This is a genomic window from Streptomyces sp. NPDC100445, from assembly GCF_044759735.1.
GTDB lineage: Bacteria > Actinomycetota > Actinomycetes > Streptomycetales > Streptomycetaceae > Streptomyces.
Genome location: NZ_JBIVZV010000002.1, coordinates 605,782 through 618,105 on the forward strand (window position 1 = coordinate 605,782; position 12,324 = coordinate 618,105).

Annotated in this window: 14 protein-coding genes and 1 riboswitch; of the genes, 8 read left to right on the plus strand and 6 right to left on the minus strand. The window is 73.3% G+C overall.

The window, feature by feature from the left end:
- Positions 1-54 precede the first annotated feature (54 nt).
- Together ACIQVT_RS08090 and ACIQVT_RS08095 are read left to right on the plus strand one after the other, a co-directional pair.
- A complete protein-coding gene (locus ACIQVT_RS08090) occupies positions 55-1,407 on the plus strand; it encodes a class II 3-deoxy-7-phosphoheptulonate synthase (protein WP_403749246.1) in 1,353 nt (450 codons plus the stop codon).
- 138 nt (positions 1,408-1,545) lie between these two features.
- On the plus strand, positions 1,546-1,788 hold the full coding sequence (locus ACIQVT_RS08095) for a bacterioferritin-associated ferredoxin (RefSeq protein ID WP_403749249.1): 243 nt from the start codon (positions 1,546-1,548) through the stop codon (positions 1,786-1,788).
- A gap of 11 nt (positions 1,789-1,799) precedes the next feature.
- Here the strand turns inward: ACIQVT_RS08095 and bfr are convergent, their stop codons facing one another.
- The gene (bfr, locus tag ACIQVT_RS08100) at positions 1,800-2,279 is read right to left on the minus strand and encodes a bacterioferritin (protein WP_403749252.1); all 480 of its coding nucleotides are present in this window, start codon (positions 2,277-2,279) and stop codon (positions 1,800-1,802) included.
- A 182-nt stretch (positions 2,280-2,461) separates the two neighbouring features.
- Between bfr and ACIQVT_RS08105 the strand changes: the two genes are divergently transcribed.
- Positions 2,462-3,094, plus strand: a complete 633-nt coding sequence (locus ACIQVT_RS08105) for a sulfite oxidase-like oxidoreductase (protein WP_403749254.1) — start codon at positions 2,462-2,464, stop codon at positions 3,092-3,094.
- A 16-nt stretch (positions 3,095-3,110) separates the two neighbouring features.
- Here the strand turns inward: ACIQVT_RS08105 and ACIQVT_RS08110 are convergent, their stop codons facing one another.
- From ACIQVT_RS08110 to thiO, 5 genes are all read right to left on the minus strand, one after another.
- On the minus strand, positions 3,111-4,010 hold the full coding sequence (locus tag ACIQVT_RS08110; protein ID WP_403749255.1) for a deoxyribonuclease IV: 900 nt from the start codon (positions 4,008-4,010) through the stop codon (positions 3,111-3,113).
- 57 nt (positions 4,011-4,067) lie between these two features.
- On the minus strand, positions 4,068-6,008 hold the full coding sequence (pknB, locus tag ACIQVT_RS08115) for a Stk1 family PASTA domain-containing Ser/Thr kinase (protein WP_403749257.1): 1,941 nt from the start codon (positions 6,006-6,008) through the stop codon (positions 4,068-4,070).
- Positions 6,009-6,106: 98 nt separating this feature from the next.
- Positions 6,107-6,901, minus strand: a complete 795-nt coding sequence (locus tag ACIQVT_RS08120) for a thiazole synthase (protein WP_403749259.1) — start codon at positions 6,899-6,901, stop codon at positions 6,107-6,109.
- Between the two features lie 3 nt (positions 6,902-6,904).
- Complete coding sequence (thiS, locus tag ACIQVT_RS08125; RefSeq protein ID WP_403749261.1) at positions 6,905-7,117, minus strand: sulfur carrier protein ThiS; 213 nt, start codon at positions 7,115-7,117, stop codon at positions 6,905-6,907.
- A complete protein-coding gene (gene thiO, locus ACIQVT_RS08130) occupies positions 7,114-8,283 on the minus strand; it encodes a glycine oxidase ThiO (RefSeq protein ID WP_403749263.1) in 1,170 nt (389 codons plus the stop codon). Before thiO ends, thiS begins: the two co-directional genes overlap by 4 nt.
- Positions 8,281-8,392: riboswitch (TPP riboswitch) on the minus strand. (Overlaps the previous gene by 3 nt.)
- A gap of 52 nt (positions 8,393-8,444) precedes the next feature.
- On the opposite strand from thiO, the gene ACIQVT_RS08135 reads away from it, so the two are divergent.
- The 5 genes from ACIQVT_RS08135 (at position 8,445) to metF (ending at position 12,315) form a co-directional block, all read left to right on the plus strand.
- The gene (locus ACIQVT_RS08135) at positions 8,445-8,795 is read left to right on the plus strand and encodes a hypothetical protein (RefSeq protein WP_403749264.1); all 351 of its coding nucleotides are present in this window, start codon (positions 8,445-8,447) and stop codon (positions 8,793-8,795) included.
- Positions 8,796-8,826: 31 nt separating this feature from the next.
- Positions 8,827-10,074, plus strand: a complete 1,248-nt coding sequence (locus tag ACIQVT_RS08140; RefSeq protein ID WP_403749266.1) for an NAD(P)/FAD-dependent oxidoreductase — start codon at positions 8,827-8,829, stop codon at positions 10,072-10,074.
- Between the two features lie 72 nt (positions 10,075-10,146).
- The gene (locus ACIQVT_RS08145) at positions 10,147-10,512 is read left to right on the plus strand and encodes an Rv2175c family DNA-binding protein (protein WP_403749268.1); all 366 of its coding nucleotides are present in this window, start codon (positions 10,147-10,149) and stop codon (positions 10,510-10,512) included.
- Positions 10,513-10,597: 85 nt separating this feature from the next.
- A complete protein-coding gene (gene thiE / locus ACIQVT_RS08150; protein WP_403749271.1) occupies positions 10,598-11,248 on the plus strand; it encodes a thiamine phosphate synthase in 651 nt (216 codons plus the stop codon).
- Between the two features lie 143 nt (positions 11,249-11,391).
- The gene (gene metF, locus ACIQVT_RS08155) at positions 11,392-12,315 is read left to right on the plus strand and encodes a methylenetetrahydrofolate reductase [NAD(P)H] (protein ID WP_403749273.1); all 924 of its coding nucleotides are present in this window, start codon (positions 11,392-11,394) and stop codon (positions 12,313-12,315) included.
- Positions 12,316-12,324 lie beyond the last annotated feature (9 nt).

Genomic DNA, 12,324 nt, shown 5'->3' on the forward strand with positions numbered 1-12,324 from the left:
TCATTCTTCGAGCCAGGGCAAAATGATTCGACACGACCCCGTAGTGTTTGTGGGGTGACCGTGAACGCTAAGACCAGCCCGAGCGCTGGCAACACCTGGCGAGACCTGCCCGCGGCGCAGCAGCCCGAGTACCCCGACGCCGAGGCCCTGCGCGCAGCGATCGCGGACCTCGAGTCGTATCCGCCGCTCGTCTTCGCGGGCGAGTGCGACCAGCTGCGCGCCCGGATGGCGGCCGTCGCCAAGGGAGAGGCGTTCCTCCTCCAGGGCGGCGACTGCGCCGAGGCCTTCGACGGCGTGTCGGCCGACCACATCCGCAACAAGCTGAAGACGCTCCTCCAGATGGGTGCCGTCCTCACCTACGCGGCCTCCGTGCCGGTGGTGAAGGTCGGCCGTATCGCGGGGCAGTACTCCAAGCCCCGTTCGAAGCCGACCGAGACCCGTGACGGCGTCACCCTCCCGGTGTACCGGGGCGACTCCGTCAACGGCTTCGACTTCACCCCCGAGTCCCGGATCCCGGACCCCGAGCGGCTGAAGCGCATGTACAACGCCTCGGCCTCCACGCTCAACCTGGTCCGCGCGTTCACCACGGGCGGCTACGCGGACCTGCGCCAGGTGCACGCCTGGAACCAGGACTTCGTGCGGACCTCGCCGTCGGGCCAGCGCTACGAGCAGCTCGCGCGGGAGATCGACAACGCGCTGAACTTCATGCGGGCCTGCGGCACGGACCCGGAGGAGTTCAAGACCGTCGAGTTCTTCGCCTCGCACGAGGCGCTGCTGCTGGACTACGAGTCCGCCCTGACCCGGGTCGACTCCCGCACCGGCAAGCTGTACGACGTCTCCGGGCACATGGTGTGGATCGGTGAGCGCACCCGGCAGCTGGACGGCGCGCACATCGAGTTCGCCTCGCGGATCCGCAACCCGATCGGCATCAAGCTCGGCCCGACCACCACGGCCGAGGAGGCGCTGCGCTACATCGACCGCCTCGACCCCGAGCGGGAGCCGGGCCGGCTGACCTTCATCGTCCGCATGGGCGCCGACAAGATCCGCGACCGCCTCCCCGAGCTGCTGGAGAAGGTCTCGGCGTCCGGTGCGACGGTGGCCTGGGTGACCGACCCGATGCACGGCAACACCTTCGAGGCGGCCTCCGGGCACAAGACCCGCCGCTTCGACGACGTGCTCGACGAGGTCAAGGGCTTCTTCGAGGTCCACAAGGCCCTCGGCACCCACCCGGGCGGCATCCACGTGGAGCTGACCGGCGACGACGTCACCGAGTGCGTGGGCGGCGGCGACGAGATCTTCGTCGACGACCTGCACCAGCGCTACGAGACGGCCTGCGACCCGCGGCTGAACCGCAGCCAGTCGTTGGACCTGGCGTTCCTCGTGGCCGAGATGTACCGGGACCAGTGACCGGGCGGCACTGACCTCTGGGGCGCGGATCACATGCGATCCGCGCCCCTCCCCCTGTCACGGCTCCCGCGGTGTGGGTAAGGTTAGGTTTGCCTCACCGGGAACGGGGTGGCAGGACGACAGCGACCCCGTCGGGAGGTGAACCGCGTGTACGTGTGCAGCTGCTTCGGCATCACCGAGGCGCAGGTCCAGCGGCACGCGGAGGACGGCGCCTGCACCCCGCGCCAGGTCGCGTCCGCCTGCAAGGCCGGCACCGACTGCGGCTCCTGTGTCCGCCGCATCCAGGCCATCCTCGGCCGGGGCGCCACCCCGCGCCCCGCGAGGGCCGACCGGGCCCGGCCGGCCCTCGCGGACACCGCGCGCATCGCCGACGCGGCCTGACCCCGCCCGGCTCAGCTCTCCGGCTGCTCGATCACCTGGGCGAGGTAGAGGGCCTCGCCGAGTTTCTCCAGCAGCTCCAGCTGGGTGTCCAGGTAGTCGATGTGGTGCTCCTCGTCGGCGAGGATGGCCTCGAAGATGTTCGCCGACGTGACGTCGTCCTTCTCGCGCATCACCCTGATGCCCCGCCTCAGCCGGTCGACGGCCTCCGCCTCGACCTGCCGGTCGGCCTCGAACATCTCCCGGACCGTCTGCCCCACCCGGACGTGGAACAGCCGCTGGTAGTTGGGCAGCCCCTCCAGGAACAGGATGCGGTCGGTGAGCACCTCGGCGTGCTTCATCTCGTCGAACGACTCGTGCCGCGTGTACTTGGCGAGCTTCGTCCAGCCGAAGTTCTCCTGCATCTTCGCGTGCAGGAAGTACTGGTTGATGGCGGTCAGCTCGCCGGTGAGCTGCTCGTTGAGGAACTCGATGACCTCGGGGTCGCCCTGCATCGCGGCGGCTCCTTCCACGCGGGGGACGGGGGTGTGTGCGGCGGCATGATTGCATCGCGGACGAAGATCGTCCAGTAAGTGCGTACTTAGTGAGTACGTACTGAGTTGTCGGGTTCGTCGTAGATGTTCGGTCGGTGGACAGGTGGTCAAGGGCATCGCCCGAGGTCTGTCAGGATGGATACATGGGTCATCCGGTGGAGCGAGAGTCTGGGGCAGCGGCACGTTCCGAGCTTCCGCCGGGTCAGCGGCTCCAGCGCGGCTGGCCGGTCACGCACTACGGGCCGGTGCCCAAGTTCCGGCCCGAGCGCTGGGAGTTCCGGATCTTCGGCGCCACCGCCGACGGCGACAAGCACACCTGGGACCACGAGGAGTTCACGGCGCTGCCGTACACCACCGTGGTCGCCGACCTGCACTGCGTGACGAAGTTCAGCATGACCGGCGCGGAGTGGGGCGGCATCCCGGCCCGCACGATCCTGGACCTCGCGCCGCCGGCGCCGGACGTCACCCACGTGATGGTCTGGGCGGAGTACGGCTTCAGCTCGAACCTGCGCCTCGCGGACTTCGCCTCCGACCGCGCGATCTTCGCCACCCACAAGGACGGCGAGCTGCTCACCGCCGAGCACGGCTTCCCGGTCCGCCTGATCGTGCCGCACCTGTACGCCTGGAAGGGGCCCAAGTGGGTCCGGGGCGTGGAGTACATGACGGCAGACCGCCGCGGCTTCTGGGAGGAGCGCGGCTACCACAACATCGGGGACCCCTGGCAGGAGCAGCGCTACTCCTACCAGGAGGAGCCCGGCGACGGCCCCGAACTATGACCCGCCCGGCATACGGCTAGGCCGTACCGCCGAACGGGGAGTCGCGGAGCTGCTTCAGCCGCTCCACGTCCGCCGCGTGGCCCTCCCGGTCGCCCGGTGTCTCGATGACCAGGGGGACGCCCGCCGTCGCCGGGTGGGTCATCAGGGCGCGGAACGGGTCCTCGCCGATGTGGCCGGCACCGATGCGCTCGTGCCGGTCCTTGCGGGCGCCCGCCACGTCCTTGGAGTCGTTGGCGTGGATCAGCTTCAGCCGGCCCTCACCGACCGTGTCCACCAGCAGGTCCAGCGTCCGGTGGGCACCGCCCGGCTCGGACAGGTCGTGCCCCGCGGCGAAGACGTGGCAGGTGTCCAGGCACACACCCAGCTTCGGGTGCGCGTCCAGCGCCTGGAAGTACGGCCCGAAGTCCCAGGTCCGCGAGCACAGCGAGGCGCCCTGCCCGGCCGTCGACTCCAGCAGCAGGAACGGGTCGTCGTCGTGGGTCAGCTCGTCCAGCAGCGGCAGCAGGTGCTCGCGCACCTGCTTCAGCGCCACCTCGCGGGTCCGCCCGCCGGTGGCGCTGCCGGTGTGCACCACCACGCCCAGCGCGCCGATCTCCCGGCCGCGCCGCAGCGAGTGCCGCAGCGACTCCACCGACCGCTCCACCGTCGCCCCGGTGTGCGAGCCGAAGTTGATCAGGTAGGGGGCGTGCACGTACGCCGGTACCGACTCCTCGGCGCACGCCGCGCGGAACGCCTCGTCCTGCCGCGGGTTCCCGGCGGGCGTGGCCCAGCCGCGCGGGTTGGCGACGAAGACCTGCACGGCCTCGGCCTTCAGCTCACGGGCGTAGGACAGGCCCACCGAGTGCAGGCCGCCGGCCACGGGGACATGGCTGCCGACCGGGTTGCGGGGGAGGAGGGGCGACGGATCGGGACTCACCCGTTCAGGGTGTCATGTCCGGCCCGGCGTCCGGACCGCGGTCCGCGGTGACCCCGCTCACCGGATGGTGATCGTGATCGTCGCCCCCTTGGGCGCCCTGTCGCCGCCGGCCACCGACTGCTTCTTCACGGTGTCCCCGAACAGCCCGAGCAGCCCGCGGTCGTCGTCGACCTCGAAGCCGGCGGCCTCCAGCGCGTCGTGCGCGTCGTCCACGCTGTCCCCGACCACGTCCGGCACCTTGATCATCTCAGGGCCCCTGGACAGCGTCAGCGTCACGGTGTCGCCCTCGGCGGCCCGCCTCCCGTCCCGCGGGCTCTGCGCGGCCACCTGGCCCTTGTCGTACGAGGAGTCGATCCGCGCGGTGGCGATCCGCACGGCCAGCCCCGCGTCCGTCAGCTCCTGCCGGGCGTCGTCCACGTCCTCCCCGGTGACGTCCGGTACGTCGACGGGGCTGCCCTTGCTGACGGTCAGCGCGATCGCCGACCCGGCATGCCGCTCGGTGCCCGCGTCCGGCGTCGTACCGATCACCGAGCCCTTCGGCACGTCGTCGCTGAACGCGCGGGTGACCATGCCCGGCTCCAGGCCGTCCGCCTTCAGCCGCGCCTGCGCCTTCGCCAGCGGCCGGCCCGCCACGTCCGGCACCTTCACCGTCCTCGGGCCCAGCGACACGGTCAGCGACACCGCGTCGTGGTCCCGGACGCGGGCACCGGACGCCGGATCGCTGCTGATGACCGTGTCCCGCCGGACCGTGTCGCTGTACGCGTGCCCGACCCGCCCCACGTCGAGCCCGGCCTCCTTCAGCCGCGCCCTGGCCTGCGGCTCGGTCTTCGTCACCAGCGGCGGGACCTCGGTGAACTGGCCGGAGTTGATGTACCAGACCCCGGCGCCCACGCCGAGCATCACCAGCACCGCCGCGACGGCCGCCACCACCGTGCGGCGGGGTCGTGCCAGGAGGGGCCGTGCCAGGCGCCGACGGGCAGGCGGCGGCGGACTCGCGAAGCGGGCGGTGCGGCCGGTCACCTCGGCGGGCGCGTCCCCGTCGACGGGCCGCGGCCGGGGCACGGTCGGCGACCGCGGTATCACGCTCGTGCGGTCGTCGGCGTTGTCGTGCTCCGCGGTCAGCGCCTGCGGCGGCAGCGCGTCCAACTGCTCGTCGGTCAGCGCCTCGCGGGCCTCGCGCACCCGGAGCAGCAGCGCCACGGCGTCGGGCGGCCGGAGGCCGGGGTCGCGCGCGGTGGCCGACGCCACCAGCTCGTCCAGCCGGTCCGGCAGCCCGGGCACCAACGCCGAGGGCGGCGGCACGTCCTCGTGGATGTGCCGGTAGAGCACCTGCGCCGGGGAGCCGCCGGCGTGCGGCTTGCCGCCCGTCAGCATCTCGTACAGGACCACACCGCACGCGTACACGTCGACGCGCGGGTCGGCGGTGCCCTGCTCGATCTGCTCGGGGGCGAGATAGGAGACGGTCCCGAGGACGGCGCCCGTCGTGCTGGTCACCGTGTCCACGGAGCGCACCAGCCCGAAGTCGGCCACCTTGACCCGGCCGTCGTCCCCTATCAGCACGTTCTCCGGCTTCATGTCCCGGTGCACGAACCCGGCCAGGTGCGCGGCGCCGAGCGCGGCCAGCACCGGCTCCAGCACGTCCAGCGCGGCCCGCGGCTGCACCGCGCCCCGCTCGCGCAGCACGTCCCGCAGGGTGCAACCGGCGACGTACTCCATCGCCAGGTACACGTACGACCCGTCCGTGCCCTGGTCGAAGACCTGCACCACGTTCGGGTGGTCCAGCCGGGCGACGGACTTCGCCTCCCGGATGAACCGGTCCACGAAGGACCCGTCCACCGCGAGCGACGGGTGCATCACCTTCAGCGCGAGGACGCGGTCCAGGCGGGTGTCCAGGGCCCGGTAGACCGTGGCCATCCCGCCGGCCGCGACCCGCGCGTCGACGCGGTAGCGGCCGTCGAGCAGCCGGCCGACGAGGGGGTCCTGAAGGGTCGTATCCACGCGAAGGAGTCTACGAGGACCCACCGGCGCCGTTCCCGGCCCCGGTGCCCCGGGCGGCGGAATGCAGCAGAGCTGTGACCGTCACCCGGTCGGCCGCCTCAGAAGGCGGGCCGCTCGGGGTCCAGACGGGCGAGGCCGGCGGCCGGGGAGGAGGCCTCCGCGAAGTGGCGTCGCGGGATCCGCCCCGCCCGCCGCGCCAGCCGGCCCGCCTCCACGGCGTGCTTCATCGCCGCGGCCATCAGCTCCGGCTCCTGCGCCCGGGTCACCGCGGACGCCAGCATCACCCCGGCGCAGCCCAGCTCCATCGCGAGGGCCGCGTCGGACGCCGTGCCGGCCCCCGCGTCCAGGATCACCGGCACACGCGCGTGCTCCACGATCAGCTGGAAGTTGTGCGGGTTGCGGATGCCCAGTCCCGACCCGATCGGCGAGCCCAGCGGCATCACCGCCGCGCAGCCGGTGTCCTCCAGCTTCCGCGCGAGGACCGGATCGTCGTTGGTGTACGGCAGCACCGTGAACCCGTCGTCGACCAGCGTCTCCGCGGCCTCCAGCAGCTCCACCGGGTCCGGCAGGAGGGTTCGCTCGTCGGCGATGACCTCCAGCTTGACCAGGTCCGTGCCCAGCGCCTCCCGGGCCAGCCGGGCGGTCAGCACGGCCTCCCCGGCGGTGAAGCAGCCCGCCGTGTTCGGCAGCACCCGGATGCCGAGCCGCTCCAGCACGGACAGCACCGAGCCGTGCGCGGCCGGGTCCACCCGGCGCATCGCGACCGTGGTCAGCTCCGTGCCGGAGGCGACCAGCGAACGCTCCAGCACGTCCAGGCTGGGCGCCCCGCCGGTGCCCATGATCAGCCGGGACGACAGGGTCAGCCCACCGAGGACCAGGGGGTCGTCGGCCATCGCTCAGCCCCCCTGCACGGCGGTGAGGACCTCGACCCGGTCGCCCTCGGCGAGGGCGGTCGCCGCCCACCGCGTGCGCGGGACGACGGTCTCGTTGACGGCGGCGGCCACCCCGCGCGGCGCCGCGGTGAGGGACTCCACCAGGGCGTCCAGCGCGGTGCCCGGGTCGACGCGGCGGGGTTCGCCGTTGACGGAGATGGTGACGCAAGCGCTCATGCGGGCTGCTCCAGCTGTTCCACGGGTGCGGCGGCGAACCGCCGCGGGGTGAACGGACGTGCCTCGGGGGGAAGCTCCCCGGTGACCAGGGTGTGCGCCAGCACGTCCCCGGTCACCGGCGTGAGCAGCACCCCGTTGCGGTGGTGCCCGGTGGCGAGCAGCAGCCCGTCCAGGCCCGACGGGCCGAGCAGCGGCGCGTTGTCGGGGGAGGCGGGCCGCAGCCCGGCCCGGGTCTCGGTGAGCGGCAGCTCGGTGATGCCGGGGACCAGCTCGTGGGCGTCGCGCAGCAGCTCGTACACGCCGCCCGCCGTGACCGTGGTGTCCCAGCCCAGCTCCTCGCTGGTGGCGCCGACGACCAGCTCGCCGTTCTCCCGGGGCACCAGGTAGACCTGGCTGCCGCGCACCACCGCCCGCACGGTACGGCTGAGGAACGGGGCGAATCGGGGCGGCACGGTCAGCCGCAGCACCTGCCCCTTGACCGGCCGGACCGGCGGCCGCAGCTCCTCCGGCACGCCCGCGAGCCGCCCGCTCAGGCTCCCCGCCGCGAGGACCACCCGGCCGGCGCCCAGCCCGGTCCCGTCCGCCGTGGTCACCCCGGCGGCCCGGCCCCCCACCACGTCCAGCCGTTCGGCCCACGCGCGATGGAACACCACGCCGGCCCGCTCGCACGCCGCCACCAGGGCCGCCGCCAGCCGCCGCGGGTCGACCTGGTGGTCGCCGTCCACTCGCAGGCCGCCGCGCACCCCGGGCGCCAGCATCGGCTCCAGGCGCCGGCACTCCCGCCCGGACAGCCACTCCGAGGCGAGCCCCGACCGCCGCTGCAACGCGTGCAGGTCCCGCAGGTGGGCGCGGTCGTCGGCGTCGAGGGCGACGGCCAGGGTGCCGCAGCGCCGGTAGCCGGTGCCGAGACCGGTCAGCTCGGTCAGCTCGGCCACGAACTCCGGGTAGCGGCGGGCCGACTCCAGGTTGAGGGCGAGCAACATTTCCTCGCCGTAGTGCAGTTCGGTGACCGCGGCCAGCATCCCGGCCGCCACCCCGGCGGCCCCGCCCCCCGGTTCGGGGTCCACCACGGCCGCGGAGAGGCCGCGCTGCGCGACCCGCCAGGCCGTGACCAGGCCGATGATCCCGCCCCCGATGACGAGGACGTCTGACGTACGTGACGACATGGGCGTCCAGCCCCTCCCTTCGCCGGCATGACCCGGATCAGGTTCGTACGGTCGGAGGCCGCGAGCCTCCCTCTCAGCCCGGTGCGTCCGGGCTCCCGCGAGTGCTTGTACGGTGGCCACCCTAGCCCGCCCGCTCGACCCCCGTAAGGGAGCCCTCGGCCGTGACCCGCTCGCTCGACGGACTGTTCCTCGCCCCCGTCTCCGACCAGGCGCCGGGTCAGGTGGGCACCCGCACCCGGTTCGCCTACCACGAGGACGACGGCGCCGTCTGGGCCGACTACGCGGGCGGCGACGTCGTGCGCGGCCACCTGGTCGGCACCCGCGAGGGCGACCGCCTGGACTTTCGGTACGTGCAGCTGAGGACCGACGGGACGACCGCCTCCGGGCACTGCGTGTCCACGGTCGTGGAGCTGCCCGACGGGCGGCTGCGGCTGGAGGAGACCTGGGAGTGGGAGTCCCGCCCCGGCTCCGGCACCAGCGTTGTGGAACAGGTCACCGAGCCCGCCCCCTGACTGACGGAACGTCAGTGACTATGGTGACCGGGTGAGCGAGCAGACAGTGGGAGAGGGCACGCCGCGGGAACCGCGCGTGGTGGTCGTCGGCGCGGGCATGGCCGGGGTCCAGACCGCGGTCGCCCTGCGGGAACAGGGCTTCAAGGGCACGGTGACCGTCCTCGGCGCCGAGGCCCACCAGCCGTACGACCGGCCGCCGCTGTCGAAGGCGGTGCTGCTCGGCAAGGTGGAGGGCTCCGCCTTCGACGTGGACTTCGCCTCCCTCGGCGTCGAACTGCGCCTGGGCCGCGAGGTGCGCGGCCTGCGCCCCGCCGACCACGAACTGGACACCGCCGCCGGCCCGGTGCCCTACGACGTCCTGGTCCTCGCCACCGGCGCCGAACCGGTCACCCTGCCCGGCACCCAGGGCCTGCCCGGCGTGCACCTGCTGCGCACCCTGGACGACGCCGAACGGCTGCGGCCCGTCCTCGCCCGGCAGGACGACGTCGTGGTCGTCGGCGCCGGCTGGATCGGCGCCGAGTTCGCCACCGCCGCCCGTGAGGCGGGGTGCGCCGTCACCGTCGTCGAGGCCGCGGACCGGCCGCTGGCCGGCGCCCTGCCCGCCGAGGTCGCCGCGCCGATGGCCGCCTGGTACGCCGACGCGGGCGTCGACCTGCGCACCGACGCGCGCGTGGAGCGCGTCGAGCCCGGCGCGGTGGTGCTCGCCGACGGCACCCGGCTGCCCGCCGGCGCCGTCGTCGTCGGCATCGGCGCCCGCCCCGCCACCGGCTGGCTGGCCGGCTCCGGCATCGAGCTGGGCGCGCACGGCGAGGTCCTCGCCGACGCCCACCTGCGCACCTCCCTGCCGGACGTGTACGCCGTCGGCGACTGCGCCTCCTTCCCCTCCGCCCGCTACGGTGAACGGCTGCTCGTCCACCACTGGGACAACGCCCTCCAGGGCCCGCGCACGGTCGCCGCGAACATCCTCGCCGCCGGCCACCTCGGCGAGACCCCGGAGACCTACGACCCGGTGCCCTACTTCTGGTCCGAGCAGTTCGGCCGGTTCGTGCAGCACGCCGGCCACCACGCCGCCGCCGACCGCATGGTCCGGCGCGGTGACCCGGCGGGACCGGCGTGGACGGTGTGCTGGCTGCGCGAGGACCGCCTGGTGGCCGTGCTGGCGGTCGGCCGCCCGCGGGACCTGGCGCAGGGCCGCCGGCTGATCGAGGCGGGCCGGCGGATGGACGCCCGGGCCCTGGCCGACCCGGGCCGCCCCCTGAAGGACGCCGGCGCCGACTGACCGGCCCGGCGCGTCCTCCCAGGTGGACCCACCCGGCTTCCGACTGTCGGTGGGGGATGGCAGGCTTGTCCTGTGACCGAGATTGACGCAAAGATCGAAGCTCTCGTCCCCGCCTGGCTCACCCTGCCCGACATCGCCGAGATGTTCGGTGTCGAGGTGACGCGTGTCCGGCAGATGGTGAAGGACGGCCAGTTCATCGCCGTACGCCGAGGTGAGAACAGGGCGCTGTACGTCCCCGCCGCCTTCATCGACGGGGACAAGATCACCAAGGGCCTGACCGGAACCCTGACGCTCCTGCGGGACGACGGCTTCACCGACGAAGAGATGATCGAGTGGCTCTTCACCCCTGACCCGACCCTGCCCGGCACGCCCGCGCAGGCCCTGAGCGAGAATCGCGGCACGGAGGTGAAGCGCCGCGCCCAGGCGCTCGCCGTCTGAGGCGGCCCGCACCGGGGGTGGCGTCGCGGGCCCGCCCGCACGCCACCCGGACCGCCGTCCACACCGACCACGGGGGGACCCACCCATGTCCGACACCGCCCGCGCGGCGCTCGCCGACGCCCGGCTGTACCTGTGCACGGACGCCCGCAGGCGCCAGGGCGACCTGCCGGAGTTCCTCGACGCGGTCCTGGCCGGCGGCGTCGACGTCGTGCAGCTGCGCGACAAGGGCATGGAGGCCGCCGAGGAGCTGGAACACCTCCGGGTCCTCGCCGACGCCTGCGCCCGGCACGGCAGGCTCCTCGCGGTCAACGACCGCGCGGACGTCGCCCACGCCGCCCGCGCGGACGTGCTGCACCTCGGGCAGGGCGATCTGCCGGTCCCGGCCGCCCGCGCGATCCTCGGCGACGGCGTGCTGATCGGCCGCTCCACGCACTCCCCGGCCGAGGCGACCGCCGCGGCGTCCCAGCCGGGCGTGGACTACTTCTGCACCGGCCCCTGCTGGCCCACCCCCACCAAGCCCGACCGGCACGCCCCCGGCCTGGACCTGGTCCGCCACACGGCCGCCCTGGCCACCGACCGCCCGTGGTTCGCCATCGGCGGCATCGACCTCACCAACCTGGACCAGGTGCTGGAGGCGGGCGCCCGCCGGGTCGTCGTGGTCCGCGCCCTCACCGAGGCGAGCGACCCGAAGGCCGCCGCCGCCGAGTTCGCCGAGCGGCTGCGCGAGGTCCGCTAGCCCGGGGACCGGTGGCGGGGTCCGGTGCCCGTCCTCCGGTCCGGTGGCCGTGGGCTGTCCACCTGCTGGACAGGAGGCGGATATTTCAGACGAATACCCGCTGACCGGTTGGGGGACCGCCCACCCCTGGTTAACCTGCGGGTATGGCCCTCGGAACCGCGTCCACCCGCACCGACCGCGCACGTACCGTGCGGGACATGATCGCCACCGGCAAGACGGTCTACTCGTTCGAGTTCTCGGCGCCGAAGACCCCCAAGGGCGAGCGGAACCTGTGGAGCGCGCTGCGGCGGGTCGAGGCGGTCGCCCCCGACTTCGTCTCCGTGACCTACGGCGCCGGCGGTTCCACCCGCGCGGGCACGGTCAGGGAGACCCAGCAGATCGTCGCCGACACCACGCTGACCCCGGTCGCCCACCTCACCGCCGTCGACCACTCCGTCGCCGAACTGCGCAACATCATCGGCCAGTACGCCGACGCCGGCATCCGCAACATGCTCGCCGTGCGCGGCGACCCGCCCGGCGACCCCATGGGCGACTGGGTGCCGCACCCCCGCGGCCTGACCTACGCCGCCGAACTCGTCCGGCTCATCAAGGAGTCGGGCGACTTCTGCGTGGGCGTCGCCGCGTTCCCGGAGATGCATCCGCGCTCCGTGGACTGGGACACCGACGTCGCGCACTTCGTGGACAAGTGCCGCGCGGGCGCCGACTACGCCATCACACAGATGTTCTTCCAGCCCGAGTCCTACCTGCGGCTGCGCGACCGGGTGGTGGCGGCGGGCTGCGACACCCCCGTGATCCCCGAGGTCCTGCCCGTCACCAGTGTGAGGATGCTGGAACGGTTGCCCGGTCTCAGCAACGCGATTTTCCCGAATGCCCTGAAAGAGCGGATCCTCACAGCGAAGGACGATCCGGCGGCGGTACGCTCCATCGGTATCGACTTCGCCACGGAGTTCTGCGCACGGCTGCTGGCCGAGGGAGTGCCCGGACTGCACTTCATCACGCTCAACAACTCCACGGCGACCCTGGAAATCTACGAGAACCTGGGCCTGCACCACCCCCCGCAGGCCTAGACCGGTCGC